The organism is Variovorax sp. OAS795 (assembly GCF_040546685.1).
In the GTDB taxonomy this organism is placed as follows: Bacteria; Pseudomonadota; Gammaproteobacteria; order Burkholderiales; family Burkholderiaceae_C; genus Variovorax.
The window spans coordinates 701,868-723,837 of sequence record NZ_JBEPOH010000001.1; the positions used below are offsets into that span (position 1 = coordinate 701,868).

Here is a 21,970-nt window from a genome sequence, read left to right on the forward strand (position 1 = left end):
CCCCGCTTCCTACAATCGGGGGCTATGAAGCCCGTCATCTACACCCGCGGCCAGGCACTCGCCGGCATCCTCGAAAAGCGCATCGCCATCCTCGATGGCGCCATGGGCACGATGATCCAGCGCTTCAAGCTCACCGAGGAGCAGTACCGCGGCGAGCGCTTCAAGGATTTCGAGCGCGACGTGAAGGGCAACAACGAGCTGCTCTCGCTGACCCGGCCCGACGTGATCCGCGACATCCACGAGGGCTACCTCGGGGCCGGCGCCGACCTGATCGAGACCAACACCTTCGGCGCGACCACCATCGCGCAGGAGGACTACAAGATGGCGCACCTGGCGCGCGAGATGAACCTCGAATCGGCCAAGCTTGCGCGCGCAGCCTGCGACAAGTTCAGCACGCCGGACAAGCCGCGCTTCGTGGCCGGCGCCCTGGGCCCGACGCCCAAGACCGCGAGCATCAGCCCCGACGTGAACGACCCCGGCGCGCGCAACGTGGACTTCGAGCAGCTGCGCGCGGCCTACTACGAGCAGACCGAGGCGCTGGTCGAAGGCGGCGCCGACGTGATCCTGGTCGAGACCATCTTCGACACGCTCAACGCCAAGGCCGCGCTGTTCGCGGTGGACGAGTATTTCGACAACAGCGGCCAGCGGCTGCCGCTGATCATCAGCGGCACCGTGACCGATGCCTCGGGCCGCATCCTGAGCGGCCAGACCGTGACCGCGTTCTGGCACAGCGTGCGCCATGCGCAGCCGCTGGCCATCGGCCTGAACTGCGCGCTGGGCGCGGCGCTGATGCGTCCCTACATCCAGGAACTGGCGAAGGTCGCGGGCGACACCTTCATCAGCTGCTACCCGAACGCGGGCCTGCCCAACCCGATGAGCGAAACCGGCTTCGACGAAACGCCGGACGTCACCTCGCGGCTGCTGCACGAGTTCGCGGCCGAAGGGCTGGTCAACATCGTCGGCGGCTGCTGCGGCACCACGCCGGACCACATCGCGGCCATCGGCCAGGCCGTGGCGCCGCTCGCGGGCCGCATGCTGAACAGCAACGGCTTCTACCGCGAAGCCGCCTGACCGGGCCCCCCGGGTTCGCGCCCTCGGCTGATTGACGGCATCCGGGCCGCCGCCTAGGCTGGCGGCGCAAAGGAAGCCATTCATGAACTACACATTTCCCATGCGCTGGGTCGGCGTCGGCGCGCTCGCCATGGCCCTGCCGCTCGCAGCGGTGGCGCAGCAGGCCTTCACGCGCGGCACCGTCAACATGCGCGCGGGCCCCTCGGGCGACTATCCGCTGGTGGCGCGCCTCGGACCGGGCCAGCCGCTGGACGTGATGGGCTGCACGGGCGGCTACAGCTGGTGCGACGTGGTGCTGCCCGACGGCGGACGCGGCTGGGTCTGGGCCCGGAGCCTGGACTACGCCTACCAGGAGCGGCGCGTGCCGCTGGCGACCTACGGCGCGGCGATCGGCGTGCCCATCGTGACTTTCGTGATCGGCAGCTACTGGGCCGACTACTACCGCGACCGCCCCTGGTATGGGGAGCGGCGCTGGTGGGGTGGCCGGCCGCCGCCGCCGCCGATGCCAGGCTGGCGCCCGCCGCCGCCCATTCGTCCGGCCTGGCAGCCCAGGCCATGGCCGGGGCCCGGGTTCAAGCCCGCGCCCGGGCCCGGCGTCCGCCCGCAACCCGGCCCGGGCTACCGCGCGCCGCATCCCGGTCCCGGCTACCGGCAGCCCGCGGACCCGGGTTTCAGGCCGCCGCGTCCCCAGCCCGCTTTCCGGCCCGGCCCGCCGCCGGGCCCGCCGCAGATGCACCAGGGCGGCGGCCGCCCCGGTGGTGGCGGGGGAGGAGGCGGTGGACGTGCGCATGGCGGTGAAGGCGGCGGCAAGGGTGGCGGCCATGGCGGAGGACACGGCGGGGGCCACGGTGGCGGAGGCGGAGGCGGCGGAAAGGGCGGCGGCCACGGCCACCGCGACTAGCTAGCCCGCGGGCGCAATCCCTGCCGCGGCCTGGCGGTCGCGCGCAATGAGCGCCACGAAGCGCTGCGCCCCGAGGCCCAGCGGCCGTTCGCGCGACCACACCACGTCGACCCACAGGTCCAGCCCGTTGCTGAGGTTCTCGAACGGGATCTCGACCAGCGCGCCGGCAGCCACGTGCGGCTTGGCAAAGTTGCGCGGCAGCCAGCCCCAGCCGAGCCCGGCGGTGATCAGGCCCAGCGCGGCCAGCGCGTTGTCGGTGCGCCAGACATGGCGCGCGAACACGAAGCGCGGGTCGCTGGTCGCCAGGTCGCGCCCGGCCACGACGATCTGCCGCGTGTTCGTGAGGTGTTCCTCCCGCAGGCGCTCGCCGGCGGCCGCCACCAGCACCGGGTGGTCGGGCGCCATCACGGCCACCATGGTGTCGCTGCCCACTTCCTGGAATCCTTCGCGGCCGTCGAGGCTCGGGCGCTCGAACACCAGCGCCAGCTGCGCGCGGCCGCTGTGCAGCAGCGCCAGCGCATCGGCCTGCGGAGCCGCCAGCACCTCGACCTGCAGCAGCGGATATTCCTCGGCCAGCGCGGCCAGCGGTCCGCTCCAGGGTGCCGCCAGCAACTCGGGCGCAATCGCGAGCGTGAGGCGGTTCTCCAGTCCCTGCGTGAGGGCCAGTGCCTGCACCTGCAGCTGCTTGAGCTGGGCTGCCAAAAGGCGCGCCTGCGGCTCCAGCGAACGGGCGGCGGCGGTCGGCTGCGGCTCGCGGCCACTGCGGTCGAACAGGGGAAGGGCGAGTTCGGCCTCGAGGCTGGCTATGGCCATGCTCACGGCCGAGGGCACCTTGTGCAGCGCGCGGGCCGCGGCCGAAAACGAGCCGTGGTCGATCACGGCAAGGAAGACTTCGACGGTGTCGCTGGAAAAAGCCATCTGCAAACCGGTCTATCAATGAAACTGAAAGAAGTTAACTTTTTATATCAGCAACACGCAAATAAAGTCCAGCCATTGCCTTCATCCGTTCCAGGAAAACAGCCATGCAGGGGTTCCAGCGCCGCGTCATCTACATCACCCTCTACGAGGGGATCGCCATCGTGGCTGCCAGTGCGGGCCTGGCGCTGCTGACCGATGCCGGGCTCGGCCATTCCGGCCTGCTGGCGGTGGCCGCTTCGGTCATCGCGGTGATCTGGAACCTGGTGTTCAACGCCCTGTTCGAACGCTGGGAGTCGCGCCAGGCCGTGCGCGGGCGCAGCGTGCGCCGGCGCGTGGCGCACGCCATCGGCTTCGAGGGCGGGCTGGTCGCCTTCCTGGTGCCGATGTTCGCCTGGGGCCTCGGGGTGACGCTCTGGCAGGCGCTGGTGATGGACCTGGGCTTGGTGGTGTTCTTCCTGGTCTACACCTTCGTCTTCAACTGGGCCTTCGACCGGGTGTTCGGGCTGCCGGCTTCGGCCGCGCCGCGGGCGCCCGCATCCGTGGCCGGGCAGGGGGCCTGAACGCCCCACGCGGCCGCGGCCCTTGCCGCAGCCGGTAAAATTGCGCTCCCTTCCAAGGAGCGTTGCAGCGGCGGACATCATCGACAGGGTCCGCCGTCAGGCTTGGAAGGCGCCCCGGCGGCCGGGGCGCAAGCCGCAAACGACGCTCACCTGACGTTTTTCCCTGCACAGGTGAGCCCCCCATGAGCGATGTTTCCACGCCCTCCGTTCCCCCGATGAAGCTTTCCGGCCTCGAGCCGGTGGCCATCGATGCCGGTTCGCTGTTCGTCAACATCGGCGAGCGCACCAACGTCACCGGCTCCAAGGCCTTCGCGCGGATGATCCTGAACGGCCAGTTCGAGGATGCCCTGGCCGTGGCGCGCCAGCAGGTCGAGAACGGCGCGCAGGTGATCGACATCAACATGGACGAGGCCATGCTCGACAGCAAGGCCGCGATGGTGCGCTTCCTGAACCTGATCGCCAGCGAGCCCGATATCGCGCGCGTGCCGGTGATGGTCGACAGCTCCAAGTGGGAGGTGATCGAGGCCGGCCTGCGCTGCATCCAAGGCAAGGGCATCGTCAACTCCATCTCCATGAAGGAGGGGGTCGACAAGTTCAAGCACGAGGCCAAGCTGGTGAGGCGCTACGGCGCCGCCGCGGTGGTCATGGCCTTCGACGAGAAGGGCCAGGCCGACACCTACGAGCGCAAGATCGAGATCTGCGAGCGGGCCTACCGCATCCTGGTCGACGAGGTGGGCTTTCCGCCCGAGGACATCATCTTCGACCCCAACATCTTCGCGATTGCCACCGGCATCGAGGAGCACGACAACTACGCGGTCGACTTCATCAACGCGGTGCGCTGGATCAAGAAGAACCTGCCGGGCGCCAAGGTGTCGGGCGGCGTGAGCAACGTGAGCTTCAGCTTTCGCGGCAACGACCCGGTGCGCGAAGCCATCCACACCGTGTTCCTGTACCACGCGATCCAGGCCGGCATGGACATGGGCATCGTCAACGCCGGCATGGTGGGCGTGTACGACGACCTGGAGCCGACCCTGCGCGAGCGCGTCGAAGACGTGGTGCTGAACCGCCGGCCCGACGCGGGTGAACGGCTGGTGGAAGTGGCCGAGACCGCCAAGAGCGGCGCCAAGGACGACAGCAAGAAGCTCGAATGGCGCGGCACGCCGGAGCACCCGGTGCACGTCAACCAGCGCCTCTCTCATGCCATGGTGCACGGCATCACCGACTTCATCGTCGAGGACACCGAGGAGGCCTACCAGCAGATCCTCGCCAAGGGCGGCCGTCCGCTGCATGTGATCGAAGGGCCGCTGATGGACGGCATGAACATCGTGGGCGACCTGTTCGGCCAGGGCAAGATGTTCCTGCCGCAGGTGGTCAAGTCGGCGCGCGTGATGAAGTCGGCCGTGGCCCACCTCATTCCCTACATCGAGGAAGAAAAGCGCCAGGACGAGGCCGCGGGCCGCGACGTGCGCACCAAGGGCAAGATCATCATCGCCACCGTGAAGGGCGACGTGCACGACATCGGCAAGAACATTGTCACCGTCGTGCTCCAGTGCAACAACTTCGAGGTGGTGAACATGGGCGTGATGGTCCCGTGCCACGAGATCCTGGCGCGGGCCAAGGTCGAGGGTGCGGACATCGTGGGCCTCTCCGGCCTCATCACGCCGAGCCTCGAGGAAATGCAATACGTGGCCGGCGAGATGCAGAAGGACGACCACTTCCGCATCAAGAAGATCCCGCTGCTCATCGGCGGCGCCACCACCAGCCGCGTGCACACCGCCGTCAAGATCGCGCCGCACTACGAGGGCCCGGTGGTCTACGTGCCCGATGCGTCGCGCAGCGTGAGCGTGGCGCAGTCGCTGCTGTCCGAACAGGCGACCGCCTACATCGACGAGATCAATGCCGACTACGAGAAGGTGCGCACGCAGCACGCCAACAAGAAGCAGGTGCCGATGTGGCCGCTGGCCAAGGCGCGCGCCAACAAGACGCCGATCGACTGGACCCACTACACGCCGCCGGTGCCCAAGTTCATCGGCCGCCGCGTGTTCAAGAACTTCGATTTGACCGAGCTCGCCAAGTACATCGACTGGGGCCCGTTCTTCCAGACCTGGGATCTCGCGGGCCCGTTCCCGGCCATCCTGAAGGACGAGATCGTCGGCACCGAGGCCGTGCGCGTGTATGCCGACGGCCAGCGCATGCTCAAGCGCCTGATCGAAGGGCGCTGGCTCAGCGCCAGCGGCATCGTGGGCTTCTGGCCGGCCAACACGGTGAACGACGACGACATCGAGCTCTACACGGATGAAACGCGCAGCGAGGTCGCCATGACCTGGTACGGCATGCGCCAGCAGACGGAGAAGCAGGTGATCGACGGCGTGATGCGGCCCAGCCGCTGCCTGGCGGATTTCGTCGCGCCGAAGGACAGCGGCCTGAAAGACTACGTGGGCGTGTTCGCGGTCACTGCGGGCCTGGGCGTCGAGAAAAAAGAGAAGTACTTCATCGACGACCTCGACGACTACTCCGCCATCATGCTCAAGGCGCTGGCAGACCGGCTGGCCGAGGCATTCGCCGAGTCGCTGCACCACCGCGCGCGCACCGACCTCTGGGGCTATGCGCCCGACGAGGGCCTGAGCAACGAGGACATGATCGCGGAGAAATACCGCGGCATCCGCCCCGCGCCCGGCTACCCCGCCTGCCCCGACCACAGCGTGAAGCGCCCGATGTTCGACCTTCTGAACTGCGCGGACATTGGCATGACCCTGACGGAAAGCCTCGCTATGATGCCCGCCGCCAGCGTCAGTGGTTTCTACCTGAGCCACCCCGATTCGACGTACTTCAACGTCGGCAAGATCGGGCACGACCAGCTGCAGGACCAGGCGGCGCGGCGCAAGGAGAGCGAATCCGACCTCGAGCGCCTGCTGGCGCCGAACCTTTGAACCTGCCGGCCGGCATGGCCGACCGGCGCCGGGAGTTGTTATTCAGAAGTTGATGTTTGCCGCCGCGCACTACGCGGCCCTGGCTGTCTTCGTCGTTGCCTGCTGGGGTTTCGGCCGCGCACTGCTGGCGCGCCTTCTGCCGCCGCCGCGCCGTGACGCATGGCTCGAAGCGGCGATGGCCGCGACCCTCGGGGTCGGCCTTTTCATCTGCGCGTTCCAGCTGCTCGCGATCTTCGGCGCGTTCAAGGTGGGCGCCACCGTGGCGCTGATCGCTGCCGGCGTCGTGGCCGCGGCGGTGCAGCTGCGGCCCTGGTGGCGCACGGTCCACGCTTCGGCAACGCCCGCCGCGCCATGGACCCGTGACGACAGGATCGCGGCCATCGCCCTGGCGCTGGTGGCGCTGCCCGCGCTGGTCGCGCCGCTGGCGCCGCCGGCCGCCTTCGACGAGCTGATGTACCACCTGCCCTATGCGCGGCAGGTGGCGCAGCAGGGTTCGCTGGGCATCCACGAGTGGCTGCGCTACCCCTGGTTTCCGTACAACTACAACCTGCTGTACGCCGCCGCGCTGCAGGTCGGCGACGACGTGCTGCCGCACTTTCTCAATGCGCTGGCCGGGCTCCTTTCTTCGGTGATGGTGTTGCGCCTGGGCATCCAGCACGCGAACCGGGTCACGGCCATCGTCGGCACCGCCATCTGGATCGGCATCGGCGACTATTCGAATGCGCTGATAGACATGGGCGTGGCGCTCTTCGTGCTCGGCGCCTGTGTGGCGCTGTGGTGGTGGCGCGAGTCGCAGCCGGTGCAGGGCGGCACGCGGTGGCTCGGCCTGGCGGCGTTCTGCCTCGGCGTGGCGGCGGGATCGAAGTACCAGGCGCTCACCTTCCTGCCGCTGGTGGCGCTGTTCGTCGTCTGGCACGAGCGCCGGCCCAAGGCCTGGGCGCTGGCGCTGCTGTGCTTCATGGTGCCGTGCGTGTACTGGTACGCCCGCAACGCCCTCATGACCGGCGACCCGTTCAACCCCATCGGCGCGCGCGTGTTCGGCTTCACCGACTGGATCCCGGCCGACTACGTGCAGCAGGTGGCCGACGTGCGCGACCACGCGGCGCGGCCCAACGCGCTGATCTGGGCCGTGTTCCTGGCACCGCTCAGCGTGTGGTGGAAGCGCTCGGCCGCCGTGCGCGCGGCGGGCTGGTTCTGCTTCTATTCGGTGGCCGTGTGGCTCGTGACCTCGCGCTACCCGCGCTATCTCACGGCCTCGTTCCCGCTGCTCGCGCTGATGTCGGCCATCGGCTGGCAGGTGCTGTTCGGCCGGATCGGCGGCGGGCTGCGGCGGGTGTTCGGACCGCGCGGTGGAACGGCAGCCGCCGTCGATGCGCCTGCCGCACCCGCCGGCCGCCTGGGCCTGGCCGGCGACTGGATCGTCGTGCTGCTCGTCGCCGCGCTGGCCGCGGTGTCGCTGAAGCAGACCGCCGCCAAGGTGGCGATGATCTCGCCCACGCCCGAGACGCGCGAAGCCTTCCTGCGCCAGCATGTGCCGGGCTATGCCGCCATGGACTACCTGCGCCGGCATGCCGACGGGCGCGTCTACCAGATTGCGCTGAACGAGGCGATCTACTACGGCCCCAATCCCATCTGGGGCGATACGCTCGGCCCCTGGCGCTACCGCGATTTCCTGCTGCTGCCTCCGGGCGACATGGCGGTCAAGCTCGCGCAGCGGGGCTTCACCGCCATCGTCATGCCCACGTCGATGGTGCCGACGCTGGCCACCCGGCCGGGCTTCGACCAGCATTTCGCCTTGCTCTACGAGCAAGACGGCGGCCGGGCCTATCGCATTCTCTCGACCGCACCATGACCGACCACAACCCAACCGCCGCAGCCCACGCGCCGCTGCGCATCGCAGCGGTGATCCCCTGCTACAACGAGGCGCTCTCCATCGCGCAGGTGGTCGCGCAGTTCCGCGCCGCGCTGCCGGAGGCCGAGATCCACGTCTTCGACAACAACTCGAGCGACGACACCGCCGCCATCGCACGCGCGAGCGGCGCCCTGGTGACGCACGTGGCGGCGCCGGGCAAGGGCAACGTGGTGCGGCGCATGTTCGCCGACGTGGAGGCCGACGTGTACGTCACGGTCGACGGCGACGCCACCTACGACGTGGCCAGCGCGCCCCGGCTGGTGGAGCTGCTGGTGGAGCGCAACCTCGACATGGTGGTGGGCTGCCGCGTCGACGATGGGCAGAACGCGCTCACCTACCGCGCCGGCCACCGCCTGGGCAACCGCATGCTCACCGGCGCCGTGGCGCAGCTGTTCGGCGGCGGCCTCACCGACATGCTCTCGGGCTACCGCGTGTTCTCGCGCCGCTACGCCAAGTCGTTCCCGGCGCTCTCGCACGGCTTCGAGATCGAGACCGAGCTCACGGTGCACGCGCTCGAACTGCGCATGCCCTATGCCGAGCTCGACACCACCTACAGCACGCGCCCCGAGGGGTCGCACAGCAAGCTCTCGACCTACCGCGACGGCTGGCGCATCCTCAGGACCATCTGCAAGCTGTTCATCAGCGAGCGGCCGCTGCAGTTCTTCTCGATCCTGGCGGCCGTGCTCGCGGCGAGCGCCATCGCGCTGGCCATCCCGCTGCTGGTCACCTACCTGCACACCGGCCTGGTGCCCCGGATCCCCACGGCGGTGCTCGCGACCGGCGCCATGCTGGCCGCGATGCTGTCGATGGTCTGCGGCGTGGTGATGCATGCGATCCGGCTCGGCCGCCGCGAGGCCAAGCGCCTGCGCTACCTCGCGATTCCCGGCGTCGGGCTGTTCCGCCGCACGCCATGAAGGCGGGCCGCGAGTTCCTCGCGTTCGCCATCGTCGGCGCGGCGGGATTCGTGGTCGACGTGGCGGTGCTGTACCTTGCGGCGCCGCTGCTGGGCTGGTACGGCGCGCGGGTGCTGTCCTTCCTTGCGGCGGCCACGGCCACCTGGGCGCTGAACCGGCGCTACACCTTCCGCGGGCGGCGCTCCGATGCTTCGGTGCTGCGCGAATACCTCGGCTATCTCGCGACGATGCTCGGCGGCGCGCTCGTCAACTACGGTGCGTATGTGCTGGTTCTGCATTGGGCCACGGGGCCCTGGGCGCCGGCGGCCGGCGTGGCGCTGGGCAGCTGCGCGGGGCTGGTCGTGAACTTCCTGTCGGCGCGCTACCTTGTGTTTCGGGTGCGGTAGGAGTTTTGCTCCCTCCCCCAGAGGGGGAAGGAGAAAGAGAGGCGCTCAGTGCCCGCCCGACACCACCACCGGAATCTCGGTCGCTGGCGGCGTGTTGCGGCTGCGGCCGCAGCGCACGATGCCGTCGATCATCACCATGCCCACGCCCGGGATGTCGCCCAGTCGCACGCTCTCCAGCAGGCCGGGCGCGGGCGAATGCTGCGCGCGGTCCATGAAGACGAAGTCGGCGTCGCGGCCCACTTCGATGAGCCCGCAGTTCAGCTTGCGGATGCGCGCCGTGTTGCCGGTGGCAAAGCAGAACACCAGCTCGGCCGGAATGTTGGCGATCGACGAGAGCATGGCCACCATGCGCAGGATGCCCAGCGGCTGCACGCCCGAACCCGCGGGGCCGTCGGTGCCGAGGATCACGCGGTGCGGGCACTTGAGATCGAGCGCAGCCCTGGCCGCCGCGATGGCGACCTTCTCGTTGCCGTTGTGCACGATCTCGATCGCGCGCGAGCTCTTCTCGCACAGCTCGCACACATGGGCCTCGGGCAGCGAGGTGTGGCCGCCGTTGATGTGGCCGATGATGTCGGCGTCGGCTTCGAGCACCACGTCCTTGTCGATCAGGCCCGAGCCGGGAATCGACGGGCCACCGGTGTGGATGGTGCTCTGGATGCCGTACTTGCGCGCCCAGGCCACCATCTCCTTGGCCTCGTAGCCGGCCTTCACCGAGCCCAGGCCCACTTCGCCGAGCAGGCCCACACCCGCTTCGGCAAGCTCCTTGAAATCGCTCTCGACCATGCCCTTCTCGATGACCGGCGCGCCCGCCAGCACCTTCACGCCGCCGGGGCGGAAATTGTCGAACGCCCGCTGCGCCGTGATGGCCAGCGCCTTCAGGCCCACGATGTCCTTCGGGCGGCCGGGCAGGTGCACCTCGCCGGCCGAGATCATGGTGGTCACGCCACCGTTCATGGTGGAGTCGATCCAGCCGATCTGGCCCTGGCGCGGTGTCCAGTCGCCGAACACCGGGTGCACGTGGCTGTCGATCAGGCCTGGCGCCACGCAGGTCTGCCTGGCGTCGATGACGGTCTTCGCGCCTTCGAGGTCGCAGTCCTTTTCCTTGCCGACCTGGGTGATCAGGCCGTCGTTCACCACCAGGGTGTCGGCATCCAGGATGGGCTTGTCGATGTCGCCCGACAGCAGGAGCCCGATGTTCTTTATGACGACTTTGCCCGACTTGGCGCCGGCTGCGATTTCTGCCATTTTGTGTTGTCCTCGTCGTGGGTGTTGTCGGGTGCCTCGTCTGCCGGGACCTCGTCCGCGCGCACGGTGCGCAGCACGGTCTCGATCACGAAGTCTTCCCAGTGCGTGATCGCCTCGGGCGATTCCAGCGGCTCGCCCAGGAACGCCGTGAGCGTGTGCCGGTTCGAGGTGTAGAAATAGCCCGTGGATGCGATCAGCAGGTAGATGTCGCGCGCGATCAGCGCCTTGCGGAACAGGCCCTGCGACGCGCCGCTGGCCAGGATCTCGGCAATGATCGCCACCGCCCGCGAAGAGTATTCGCGCGCCCGCAGCGACTTCGAGATGTGCCGGCCCTTGTGCAGGTTCTCGGTGTTCAGCAGCGTGACGAACTCGGGGTTCTTGCGGTAGTAGCCCAGCACGAAGCGGATCACTTCAGTGAGCGCCTCCACGGGCCGGGAAGCATCGAGCGCGATGGCGGCCTCGGCGTCGTCCATGCGCTTGTAGATGCCCTCGAGCACCGCGATGAACAGGCCTTCCTTGCTGCCGAAGTAGTAGTAGATCATCCGGTCGTACGACTTCGCGGCCTTGGAGATCTTCTCCACGCTGCCGCCGTCGTAGCCGTACCGGGCGAACACCTTGGTCGCCGCCTTCAGGATGCTGTCGCGCGTGGCCTGCGCCGCGGCCTCGCGCACGCCGGTGCGGCGCTGGGGCTTGCCGTTGGCGGTGCGGCTGTCGGCCATCGTGCGCGCGGTGCCCCGCTTATTTTTCGGCGAACGCGCGTTCGACGACAAAGTCGCCCGGCGTGCTCGTGTTGCCTTCCTTGAAGCCGCGCCCTTCGAGGATGTGCTTCAGGTCCACCAGGAGGCCGGGGCTGCCGCACAGCATCACGCGGTCTTCGACCGGGTTGAGCGGCGGCAGGCCGAGGTCGTCGGTGAGCTTGTTGGTCGAGATCAGGTCGGTGATGCGGCCCTGGTTGCGGAACTCCTCGCGCGTGACCGTGGGGTAGTAGAGCAGCTGCTTCTCGACCATCTCGCCCAGGAACTCGTGCTTGGGCAGGTGGTCGGTCACGAGGTCGTGGTAGGCCAGCTCGTCGACCTGGCGCACGCCGTGCACCAGGATGACCTGCTCGAACTTCTCGTAGGTCTCAGGGTCGCGGATGATGCTCATGAACGGTGCGAGGCCGGTGCCCGTGCCGAACAGGTACAGGCGCTTGCCCGGCAGCGTGTAGTCGATCAGCAGCGTGCCGGTGGGCTTGCGGCCCACGATGATGGTGTCGCCGACCTGGATGTGCTGCAGCTTCGAGGTGAGTGGGCCTTCCTCCACCTTGATGCTCAGGAACTCGAGATGCTCCTCGTAGTTCGGGCTCACGATGCTGTAGGCGCGCAGCAGGGGCTTGTTGTTGACCTTCAGGCCGATCATCGTGAAATGACCATTCGAGAAGCGCAGCGCCGGGTCGCGCGTGGTGGTGAAGGTGAACAGGCGGTCGGTCCAGTGGTGGACGCTCAGGACGCGTTCTTCGCTGAAAGCACTCATACGGAACTCAAGAGTTGGTTGAACAGTGGAAAGTGGCTGGGCCGGGATGCACGCCTCTGGGGCGTGCATCCATCGGCAGGCTGCGAACCCTCCATTGTCGTTGGTCGGAAAAACCCCCGAAGCACACCGCGAGAAAACACCATTGCAAGCATCGGGCCTGTTTGCTACATTGAGCGCGAATGTAGTGAACGCAACATGAAAGTGTAGGGAATGCTACACAAACGGAAGGCGGCGCACAAGCGGGCGGACGGCACGTTTGTTGCAACCCTTTGCAGACCCGGATACCCGACACCGACCCCGCACCACACGCCCACGAGACCGCCCCGATGACCGAACACACCAAGACAGACGGACTGCCCGGCATGGACATGCCGGTGGCCTTCGACGCCGGCACTGGCGCCTTCGGCAAGGCGCCGCCGCGCAACGAGCGCATGAGCACCGCCAAGGTCGAGTGCAACGCCTGCCCGGTGCTGTGCCAGATCTCCGACGGCCGCACCGGCGCCTGCGACCGCTACGCCAACCGCGAAGGCGTGCTGGTGCGTGTCGATCCCGTGGTGCTGCTGCGCCGGCAGATCGCGAGCGAGGCGCCGGTGCTGGTGCCCTTCGACCGCCCCGCCGCCGAGAAGGCCGAGGACGGCGCGCCCGACTGGAGAGGCGACCTGCTGCACGCCGACGAGGTCTTCGTCACCGGCGTGGGCTCGTCCACCACCTACCCCGACTACAAGCCCGCGCCTTTCATCGTGGCCTCCAAAGCCCGGGGCGTCGACATGGTCACCGTCGTCACCGAAGGCATCTTCAGCTACTGCAGCTTCAAGGTGAAGATCGACACCGACCGCTTCCTCGGCTCCGAGCAGGCCAACGTGCGCTACCGCGGCGAAGTGGTCGGCCATGTCACCACGGCCGAATACGGCTCGCAGATGCTGTCGCTCGGCGGCGTGCACCACCTCACCGGCGGCAGCAAGAAGGAAGGCCGCATGACGGCCGAGCTGATGCAGCTCCTGGGCAACAAGAAGGCCGCCGAGTGCACCATCGACGGCGGCTCCACGCTCGTCATCCAGGCCGGCAAGGCGCCCATCGTCAACGGCGTGGAAGAGCAGCGCATGCGCGTGGGCTGCGGCTCCGCCGCGGTCGGCATCTTCGCGCGCCAGTTCGCGGGTGTGGCCGACGAGGTGGTGGTGGTCGACGACCACATCACCGGCGTGCTCACCGAGCACCAGGCCGGCCGCTGCCTCGACATGGCACCTTCGGGCATCCAGATGCTGGGGCGCAAGTCCACGCCGGGGCGCTACTTCCAGGTGGCGAACCCGGGCAACGGCTGGGGCGGCACCGACATCGCCGATCCGCTCTCGATCATCGAAGGCTGGGAAGAGGGCATCGCGCGGCCGGGCCTGCGCCTCCTGATGACCTCGACCACCGGCGAGCACGCGCAGTGGTATGTGCTGGACGAGGCGCTGAAGCCGGTCGAACACGAGATGCCGGCCGAGGTGCGGCGCATCGTCGATCGCATCGGCGAGAACTGCGAACCGTCGCTGTGCACGGTGCTGTTCCTCGGCGGTGCGGGCGGGTCGCTGCGCGCGGGCGTCACCGAGAACCCCGTGCTGCTCACGCGCGCGATCAAGCGCGCGCTGGTCAACGTGACCTGCGGCGGCGCGCCGGCCTATGTGTGGCCCGGCGGCGGCATCACCGTGATGGCCGACGTCATGCGCATGCCCGACAACAGCTTCGGCACCGTGCCCACGCCGGCCATCGTGGCACCCATCGAGTTCAGCATGCGGCAGGACGACTACGCGGCGCTCGGCGGCCACATGGAACACGTCTTCTCGCTCGAGCAGGCGCTCGCGCGCGGCGCGTGGCAGGAAGACGGCGCGCCCTTGTCGCGCCAGTGGGTCGTCATGGACGACGCCAATCCGTGGCCGCTCGGCCATGCGCCCATGCTGGGCTGAACCATGACCGCCCAACGCGCCGCGCTCGACAAGAACCGCTGGCACTTCAACCACGGCCCAATCGACATCGTGGCGGAGGCCTACGGCGATACCTACGCCGTGGCCGCCGCGCACGACGCCGCATGGGCGCGCTTCGGCCATGTGCTGGACGAACTGGTGCGCGAGCTGCCGCTGCTGCGCCTGCCCGCGAGCGACAACATGCGCCCTCGCGGCGTGGTCGCCAGGCGCATGTGGGACGCCTGTGCCGCGTTCTCGCCGATGTTCATCACACCCATGGCGGCCGTGGCCGGTTCGGTGGCGCAGGAGCTGATCGCTTTCTACGATCGGCCGGGCATCGAGCGGGCCTGGATCAACAACGGCGGCGACATCGCGCTGCACCTCGCGCCCGGGCAGTCGGCGCGCGTGGGCGTCTATGCCGACCTGGCGCGCTTCGACTGGCGCGACAGCGGCATCCTCACCACCGATGGCCAGTTCGAGATCAGCGCCGGCCAGCCGGTGCGCGGCGTGGCCACCAGCGGGTGGCGCGGCCGCAGTTTCTCGCTGGGCATTGCCGACAGCGTGACCGTGCTCTCCACCACGGCGGCCGCGGCCGATGCCGCCGCCACCGTGATCGCCAATGCCGTCGACGTGGACGATGCCGCCATCCAGCGGCGCCCCGCCAACACCTGCAAGGACGACAGCGACCTGGGCGACCTTCCGGTCACGGTCGAGGTGCCGCCGCTGGCGCCCGCGCTGGTGGGAAGCGCGCTGGACAACGGCGCCGCGTGCGCCAGGGCGCTGCAGAAAAACGGGCTCGCCTGGGCTGTCCTGCTCGTTTGCCAGGGGCAGTGGCGACTTGTCGAACCCTTATGCTCGAAGGCGCTGCCAAAAGTGCCGTCCGATGCAGTTGGTTCAGTATTTGCTTAACGAAAAGCAAGGTTCTTTTTCATGATCGATATACGCCGCGTCTTCACCCATGTCGAGCACATCCACCACGAGTTCGGGCCGCGTGCCGCGACCCCGCTGGTGCGCGGTGCCATCGGCGTGGTGCTGACCAATCCGTTCGCGGGCCGCTACGAGCCCGACATCCTGCCGATGATGGCGCTGCTCGATCCCGTGGGCGTCGACATGGCGCACCGGCTGCATGCCGCGATGGACGTGCCGCTCGCGCAGATCGCCACCTACGGCAAGGGCGCCATCGTGGGCGCCGCGGGCGAGCTCGAGCACGGCGCGCTCTGGCATGTGCCCGGCGGCTATGCCATGCGCGAACTGCTTGGCTGGAAGGGCGACCGCGCGGCCTACACCGCCGGCAAGGGCGAGGAAAAGACAGGCCAGCCCGGCAATGCGCTCTCCATCGTGCCTTCGACCAAGAAGGTCGGGCCGCCCGGCGCCGCACTCGACGTGCCGCTCACCAACATCAACGCCAGCTATGTGCGCGGCCAGTTCGACGCCATCGAGGTGCGCGTGCCCGGTGCGCCAGCGGCCGACGAGATCGTCTTCATCCTGGCGATGAGCACGGGCTACCGCGTGCATGCGCGCGTGGGCGGCCTGCTCGCCAAGGACATCAGCAAATGGGACGGCCTGCGCTGAGCCCGATCCCCAGAGACAAGAAGGAACACAAGACATGACCGCCAACATCCGCAAGCTCGTGATCCAGGTCGACGAGACCCGCAAGGAGATGGGCCAGACGATCGATCCGCCCACGCGCCGCGCCGTCGCCATCGCGGTGATCGAGAACCCGTACGCAGGCCGCTTCAGCGAGAACCTCGACGAGCTGGTCGCCATCGGCGAAGAACTTGGCGCGCTGCTCGGCCAGAAGGCCGTGAAGGCGCTCGGCATCGAACCGGGCCAGGCCCAGAGCTACGGCAAGGCCGCCATCGTCGGCGAGAGCGGCGAGCTCGAGCACGCAGCCGCCATCCTGCATCCCAAGCTCGGCGCGCCGCTGCGCGTGGCGGTCGAGAAGGGCGCGGCGCTCGTGCCCTCGGCCAAGAAGCGCGGCACGCTGGGCACCGCCATCGACGTGCCGCTCGGCCACAAGGATGCCGCCTTCGTGCGCAGCCACTTCGACGCCGTCGAGGCGCGCGTGTCCGACGCACCGCGCGCCAACGAGATCGTGGTGGCGGTCGCCGTCACCGACAGCGGCCGTCCGCTGCCCCGCATCGGCGGGCTGCAGGCGAGCGAAATCAAGGGCGAGGACGGGCTGCGTTGAACGTTCCCGCTGCCGCTCGTCCATTCGTGCATTCACAGCGTATCTTTCTCTTTCGATCCCAAGGAGCTTCCTCATGAACCCATTGCGTCACGTCTTCAGCGCCGCGGCCGTCGCCACCCTGGCCACGGCCCTCGTTCCTGCCCATGCCCAGGGCGTGATCAAGATCGGCGAGGTGAACAGCTACAAGGCCCAGCCCGCCTTCCTCGAGCCCTACAAGAAGGGCATGGAGCTGGCGGTCGAAGAGATCAACGCCAAGGGCGGCGTCAACGGCCGCAAGGTCGAGCTCATCACGCGCGACGACAATGCCAACCCCGGCGACGCCGTGCGCGTGGCCGAAGAACTGGTGGCGCGCGAGAAGATCGACGTGCTCACCGGCACCTTCCTGTCGAACACCGGCCTGGCCGTGGCCGACTTCGCCAAGCAGAAGAAGATCTTCTTCCTGGCCGGCGAACCGTTGACCGACAAGATGACCTGGCAGGGCGGCAACGAATACACCTTCCGCCTGCGCCCCGGCACCTACATGCAGGCTGCGATGCTGGTGCCCGAAGCGGCCAAGCTCAAGAAGAAGCGCTGGGCCGTGGTGTACCCCAACTACGAGTATGGCCAATCGGCCGTGGCCGCCTTCAAGACGCTCCTGAAGGCCGCACAGCCCGACGTGGAGTTCGTCGCCGAACAGGCGCCGCCGCTCGGCAAGGTCGATGCGGGCGCCGTGGTGCAGGCGCTGGCCGATGCCAAGCCCGACGCCATCTTCAACGTGCTGTTCGGCGCCGACCTGTCCAAGTTCGTGCGCGAAGGCAACACCCGCGGCCTCTTCAAGGACCGCACGGTGGTGAGCGTGCTCACCGGCGAGCCCGAGTACCTCGACCCGCTGAAGGACGAAACGCCCAACGGCTGGATCGTGACCGGCTATCCCTGGTACGGCGTCCAGACGCCCGAGCACAAGGCCTTCTTCCTCGCGTACCACGCCAAGTACAAGGACTATCCGCGCCTGGGCTCGGTGGTCGGCTACAGCATGATCAAGTCGGTCGCGGCCGGCATCGACAAGGCCAGGAGCACCGAGACGCCGAAGCTCGTCGCCGCGTTCAAGGGCCTGCAGGTCGACACGCCGTTCGGCAAGATCAGCTACCGCGCCGAAGACCACCAGTCGACCATGGGCGCCTTCGTCGGCAAGACGAAGAACGAGAACGGCAAGGGCGTGATGGTCGACTACACGTACTTCGACGGCGCGAAGTTCCAGCCGAGCGCCGCCGACGTCAAGAAGTCCCGCGCGGCCGACTGATCCTTTCTACCCGGAACGCTTGCACCCATGAGCCTCTCGTCCCTGCTGCTTCAGTTCCTCACCGGGCTGTCGTCTGCTTCGTCGCTGTTCCTCGTGGGAGCCGGCCTTTCGTTGATCTTCGGCGTCACGCGCATCGTCAACTTTGCGCACGGCTCCTTCTTCATGGTGGGTATCTACCTGGCCTACACGCTGGTCGACAAGCTCGGCACGCTCGGCTTCTGGCCGGCCGTGCTGATCGCGGCACTCGCGGTGGGCGTGATCGGTGCGCTGATCGAGATGGTGCTGCTGCGCCGCATCTACAAGTCGCCAGAGCTGTTCCAGCTGCTGGCCACCTTTGCACTGGTGCTCGTCATCAAGGACGCGGTGCTGTATGTCTGGGGACCGGACGAACTGCTCGGCCCGCGTGCGCCGGGCCTGTCGGGCTCGGTCGAGATCCTGGGCCGGCAGTTTCCGACCTACGACCTGTTCCTGATCGTCGTCGGCCCGGTGGTGCTCGGCCTCCTGTGGCTGCTGCTCACGCGCACGCGCTGGGGCACGCTGGTGCGCGCCGCCACGCAAGACCGCGAGATGGTCAGCGCGCTGGGCGTGAACCAGGCCTGGCTGTTCACGGCGGTGTTCGCGCTCGGCGCCACGCTCGCAGCCCTGGGCGGTGCGCTGCAGCTGCCGCGCGAACCGGCCACGCTCGCCATGGACCTCAACACCATCGGCGCGGCCTTCGTGGTGGTGGTGGTGGGTGGCATGGGCTCGATCCCCGGCGCCTACGTGGCGGCCCTGCTGCTGTCCGAGATCAAGGCGGTCTGCATCTGGCTCGGCGTGGTCGAGATCTTCGGCTACAGCGTGTCGTTCTCCAAGCTCACGCTGGTGGTCGACTTCATCGTGATGGCCATCGTGCTGGTGTGGCGCCCCTGGGGCCTGCTCGGCCGGCCGCAAGCGCCGAGCCGCTACGTGGGCATGCAGGAAGAACCGCTGCGGCGCGCGAGCAAGGGCTACCTGTGGCTCGTCGCCGCGCTCGGCCTCGCGCTCATGGCCATGCCGCTGTTCACGGCCGATTCGCCCTACACCACGGTGCTGATGATCGACCTGCTGATCGCCGCACTCTTTGCGGCCAGCCTGCACTTCATCATGGGCCCGGCCGGCATGCACTCGTTCGGCCACGCGGCCTACTTCGGCCTCGGTGCCTATGGTGCCGCGCTGCTGGTGCGCGCGAGCGGCATGCCGATGGAACTCGCGCTCATCGTCGCGCCGCTGGTCGCAGCCATCGGCGCCTTCGTCTACGGCTGGTTCGCGGTGCGGCTCTCGGGCGTGTACCTGGCCATGCTCACGCTGGCCTTCGCGCAGATCACCTGGGCCGTGGTCTACCAGTGGGATTCGTTCACCGGCGGCAGCAACGGGCTCACCGGCGTGTGGCCTTCGGAGTGGCTGTCGGACAAGCGCACCTATTACTGGCTCACACTGGTGCTGGTGGCAGCCGGCATTTTGATGTTGAGGCGCGTGCTGTTCTCGCCGTTCGGATATGCCTTGCGCGCGGGGCGCGATTCGGTGCTGCGGGCGGATGCGATCGGTATCGATGTGAAGCGCATGCAGTGGACTGCTTTTGTGATTGCCGGTGCTGCTGCGGGGCTTGCCGGGTCGCTCTATGCTTTTTCGAAGGGGAGCATTTCGCCTGAGAGCCTCAGTGTCGACAAATCGGTGGATGGGTTGGTGATGGTGCTGCTCGGGGGTATCCAGACGTTGGCGGGGCCGGTGGTGGGGGCTGTGACTTTCAGCTGGCTGCATGACACTGTGGCGCGCAATACCGACTATTGGCGGGCTACGTTGGGGGCGATCATCTTGTTGTTGGTGTTGCTGTTTCCGCAGGGGATTGCTGGGTTTGCCAAGCAGCTCAGTGAACGCTTGTTGCGGGGGCGTCGTTCGCAAGCGGATGTTGCTCTGAAGGAGAAGCGGACTTGAGGGGCGCTTGTCTTTCAACGTTCCGACGTTTTCTTTTTTCCCGAGGCCGGGATATCCGCCCGGCGGCGGACTCACTTTCTTTTGCTTCGCCAAAAGAAAGTAAGCAAAGAAAAGGCGACCCTACTGTCTGCGTCCCTTCGCTGCGCTGCGGGCAACCTGCGGTGCTCGACTCCGGCGGGGGTCCGCAGAACTCGCTTCGCTCAAACAGCTGCGGCCCTGATCCCGCCTCCATCTGCGCTCCTCGGCGCATACAGAAGGGGTGGGATCGGGCAGCCTTCGCTCCCGCTCGGCCCCAAAACAAACAGCCGAACTCAATACCAACCACCGCGGCGCGCAGCGCCGCGGTGGCCTGGTGGCCGAGCGAAGCAAAGGCCCGTGTGGTTCCCCCGCCCCTCTGTATGCGCCGAGGAGCGCAGGGTTTCGCGGATCAGGGCTCGCAGCTGTTTGAGCGAAGCGAGTTCTGCGAGACCCCGCGAAACCCGAGCACCGCAGGTTGCCCCGTAGCAAAGCGAAGGGGTCGCAGACAGTGGGGTCGCCTTTTCTTTGCTTACTTTCTTTTGGCGAAGCAAAAGAAAGTGAGTCCGCCGCCGGGCGGAATCCCGGCCTCGGGAAGCAAAAACTCGACAACGATCGAAAGACCTGCGCAGTTCGGAAAGGCCGCCAGCCCTCACCCCAACCCTCTCCCAGAGGAAGAGGGAGTAAGCCAAACATGACACTTCTCAAAGTAGACAACCTAGGCAAGTCTTTCGGCGGCGTCAAAGCCGTGGACGGCATCAGCTTCGAGCTCAAGGCGGGCGAACTGCTCGCCCTCATCGGCCCGAACGGCGCAGGCAAGTCCACCACCTTCAACATGGTGAACGGGCAGCTCAAGGCGGACCAGGGTTCGATCGTCTTCGACGGCCACGAGCTCGTGGGCCAGAAGCCGCGCGACATCTGGCGCAAGGGCGTGGGCCGCACCTTCCAGATCGCCGAAACCTTTGCCTCGCTCACCGTGGTGGAGAACGTGCAGATGGCCATGCTCTCGCATGACGGCAAGCTGTTCTCGATGTGGCGCCGCGCGGCCGACCACAAGCGCGACGAGGCGCTGGCGCTGCTCGACCAGGTCGGCATGAAGGCGCAGGCCGACCGGCCGTGCAGCGAGCTGGCCTATGGCGACGTCAAGCGCGTGGAGCTCGCGATCGCGATGGCCAATGCACCCAAGCTGCTGCTGATGGACGAGCCCACCGCGGGCATGGCGCCGAAGGAGCGCAACTCGCTGATGGCGCTCACCAAGGAACTGGTGGTGCAGCGCGGCCTCGCGGTGCTGTTCACCGAGCACAGCATGGACGTGGTGTTCGCGTATGCCGACCGCATGATCGTGCTGGCCCGTGGCCGCCTCATCGCGCAGGGCAAGCCGCTCGAGATCCGCGACCACCCGAAGGTGCAGGAGGTGTACTTCGGCAGCGGCAAGACATTCGAGAAGATTGCAGAAAAAGCCGCCGCAGTGAACGCGGCCGTGGGAGCAACCGCATGAGCACGCACGAAACCCTGCTGCAGGCCAGCGCACTGTGCGCCTGGTACGGCGCCGCGCAGATCCTGTACGACGTCGACCTCGAAGTGCGCCGCGGCGAGGTCGTCGCGCTCATGGGGCGCAACGGCGCGGGCAAGTCGACCACGCTCAAGACGCTGATCGGCATGCTGGCCAAGCGCAAGGGCAGCGTGAGCTTCCTCGGCCACGACATCTCCAGGAGCGAACCGCATCATGCGGCCAAGCTCGGCCTGGGCTTCGTGCCCGAAGACCGGCGCGTGTTCACCGACCTCACGGTGATGGAAAACCTCGAGGTCGGCAAGCAGCCGCCGCGCCGCTGGGCCGACGGCACCGAGGCGCCGCTGTGGACGCCCGAGCGGCTGTTCAAGCTGTTCCCCAACCTGGGCGAGATGCCCGACCGCCCGGGCGGCCGCATGAGCGGCGGCGAGCAGCAGATGCTCACCGTGGCGCGCACGCTCATGGGCAACCCCTACCTGGTGCTGCTCGATGAACCTTCGGAGGGCGTGGCGCCGGTCATCGTGGAGCAGATGGCCAACATGATCCTGGAGCTCAAGGCGCAGGGCGTGAGCATCCTGCTGTCGGAACAGAACATGCATTTTGCCGAGCTGGTGTCCGACCGGGCCTATGTGCTCGAGAAGGGCCAGATCCGCTACCACGCCACCATGGCGGAGCTCGCGGCCAACGAAGAGGTGCGCCGCGCCTACCTGAGCGTCTAGCGCGGCGCGCACGCCTT

General features: G+C 67.8%; 19 protein-coding genes and 1 riboswitch. Of the genes, 15 read left to right on the forward strand and 4 right to left on the reverse strand.

Translation table 11 applies throughout. The annotated features are described in order from the left end of the window. Positions 1–24: 24 nt before the first annotated feature. Complete coding sequence (locus ABID97_RS03450; RefSeq protein WP_354397164.1) at positions 25–1,071, forward strand: homocysteine S-methyltransferase family protein; 1,047 nt, start codon at positions 25–27, stop codon at positions 1,069–1,071. Between the two features lie 82 nt (positions 1,072–1,153). Further along, the gene (locus tag ABID97_RS03455) at positions 1,154–1,972 is read left to right on the forward strand and encodes an SH3 domain-containing protein (protein WP_354397165.1); all 819 of its coding nucleotides are present in this window, start codon (positions 1,154–1,156) and stop codon (positions 1,970–1,972) included. On the opposite strand, the gene ABID97_RS03460 is transcribed toward ABID97_RS03455, so the two are convergent. Further along, on the reverse strand, positions 1,973–2,890 hold the full coding sequence (locus ABID97_RS03460; RefSeq protein ID WP_354397166.1) for a LysR family transcriptional regulator: 918 nt from the start codon (positions 2,888–2,890) through the stop codon (positions 1,973–1,975). 104 nt (positions 2,891–2,994) lie between these two features. On the opposite strand from ABID97_RS03460, the gene ABID97_RS03465 reads away from it, so the two are divergent. The 5 genes from ABID97_RS03465 (at position 2,995) to ABID97_RS03485 (ending at position 9,592) form a co-directional block, all read left to right on the forward strand. Beyond that, entirely contained in the window at positions 2,995–3,450 is a 456-nt protein-coding gene (locus tag ABID97_RS03465) for a PACE efflux transporter (protein ID WP_354397167.1), read from the forward strand. 48 nt (positions 3,451–3,498) lie between these two features. Beyond that, positions 3,499–3,605, forward strand: a riboswitch (S-adenosyl-L-homocysteine riboswitch). Positions 3,606–3,665: 60 nt separating this feature from the next. Beyond that, positions 3,666–6,380 carry a methionine synthase gene (metH, locus tag ABID97_RS03470; protein WP_354401662.1) on the forward strand — a complete coding sequence of 905 codons (2,715 nt, stop codon included), beginning with the start codon at positions 3,666–3,668 and terminating at the stop codon, positions 6,378–6,380. 52 nt (positions 6,381–6,432) lie between these two features. Continuing rightward, on the forward strand, positions 6,433–8,232 hold the full coding sequence (locus ABID97_RS03475; protein ID WP_354397168.1) for an ArnT family glycosyltransferase: 1,800 nt from the start codon (positions 6,433–6,435) through the stop codon (positions 8,230–8,232). Next, positions 8,229–9,206: a glycosyltransferase family 2 protein gene (locus ABID97_RS03480; protein WP_354397169.1), complete on the forward strand. Its 978-nt coding sequence runs from the start codon at positions 8,229–8,231 to the stop codon at positions 9,204–9,206. The genes ABID97_RS03475 and ABID97_RS03480 overlap by 4 nt, the downstream gene beginning before the upstream one ends. Then, positions 9,203–9,592, forward strand: coding sequence for a GtrA family protein (locus tag ABID97_RS03485; protein WP_354397170.1), 390 nt, complete (start codon positions 9,203–9,205; stop codon positions 9,590–9,592). Before ABID97_RS03480 ends, ABID97_RS03485 begins: the two co-directional genes overlap by 4 nt. A 45-nt stretch (positions 9,593–9,637) precedes the next feature. Here ABID97_RS03485 and ABID97_RS03490 read toward each other — a convergent pair whose 3' ends face one another. From ABID97_RS03490 to ABID97_RS03500, 3 genes are read right to left on the reverse strand one after another with little or no spacing between them, the layout of a single operon-like run. Next, positions 9,638–10,837, reverse strand: coding sequence for an amidohydrolase family protein (locus tag ABID97_RS03490; protein WP_354397171.1), 1,200 nt, complete (start codon positions 10,835–10,837; stop codon positions 9,638–9,640). Next, positions 10,792–11,556 (reverse strand): TetR/AcrR family transcriptional regulator, encoded by a 765-nt coding sequence (locus ABID97_RS03495; RefSeq protein WP_354397172.1) that lies wholly within the window; start codon positions 11,554–11,556, stop codon positions 10,792–10,794. The genes ABID97_RS03490 and ABID97_RS03495 overlap by 46 nt, the downstream gene beginning before the upstream one ends. Before the next feature lie 19 nt (positions 11,557–11,575). Beyond that, entirely contained in the window at positions 11,576–12,349 is a 774-nt protein-coding gene (locus ABID97_RS03500) for a ferredoxin--NADP reductase (protein WP_093022434.1), read from the reverse strand. A 326-nt stretch (positions 12,350–12,675) separates the two neighbouring features. Here ABID97_RS03500 and ABID97_RS03505 point away from each other — a divergent pair, with 326 nt between their 5' ends. The 8 genes from ABID97_RS03505 (at position 12,676) to ABID97_RS03540 (ending at position 21,953) form a co-directional block, all read left to right on the forward strand. Next, positions 12,676–14,292, forward strand: coding sequence for a 6-hydroxynicotinate reductase (locus tag ABID97_RS03505; RefSeq protein ID WP_354397173.1), 1,617 nt, complete (start codon positions 12,676–12,678; stop codon positions 14,290–14,292). A 3-nt stretch (positions 14,293–14,295) separates the two neighbouring features. Further along, the gene (locus ABID97_RS03510; protein ID WP_354397174.1) at positions 14,296–15,198 is read left to right on the forward strand and encodes a UPF0280 family protein; all 903 of its coding nucleotides are present in this window, start codon (positions 14,296–14,298) and stop codon (positions 15,196–15,198) included. Positions 15,199–15,219: 21 nt separating this feature from the next. After that, the gene (locus tag ABID97_RS03515) at positions 15,220–15,861 is read left to right on the forward strand and encodes an amino acid synthesis family protein (RefSeq protein WP_354397175.1); all 642 of its coding nucleotides are present in this window, start codon (positions 15,220–15,222) and stop codon (positions 15,859–15,861) included. Between the two features lie 34 nt (positions 15,862–15,895). Next, on the forward strand, positions 15,896–16,480 hold the full coding sequence (locus ABID97_RS03520) for an amino acid synthesis family protein (RefSeq protein WP_354397176.1): 585 nt from the start codon (positions 15,896–15,898) through the stop codon (positions 16,478–16,480). A gap of 73 nt (positions 16,481–16,553) precedes the next feature. After that, positions 16,554–17,759 (forward strand): ABC transporter substrate-binding protein, encoded by a 1,206-nt coding sequence (locus ABID97_RS03525; protein WP_354397177.1) that lies wholly within the window; start codon positions 16,554–16,556, stop codon positions 17,757–17,759. 27 nt (positions 17,760–17,786) lie between these two features. Continuing rightward, positions 17,787–19,709 carry an ABC transporter permease gene (locus ABID97_RS03530; RefSeq protein ID WP_354397178.1) on the forward strand — a complete coding sequence of 641 codons (1,923 nt, stop codon included), beginning with the start codon at positions 17,787–17,789 and terminating at the stop codon, positions 19,707–19,709. A 709-nt stretch (positions 19,710–20,418) separates the two neighbouring features. Continuing rightward, positions 20,419–21,222 carry an ABC transporter ATP-binding protein gene (locus ABID97_RS03535; RefSeq protein ID WP_354397179.1) on the forward strand — a complete coding sequence of 268 codons (804 nt, stop codon included), beginning with the start codon at positions 20,419–20,421 and terminating at the stop codon, positions 21,220–21,222. Then, a complete protein-coding gene (locus tag ABID97_RS03540; RefSeq protein ID WP_354397180.1) occupies positions 21,219–21,953 on the forward strand; it encodes an ABC transporter ATP-binding protein in 735 nt (244 codons plus the stop codon). Before ABID97_RS03535 ends, ABID97_RS03540 begins: the two co-directional genes overlap by 4 nt. Positions 21,954–21,970: the final 17 nt, after the last annotated feature.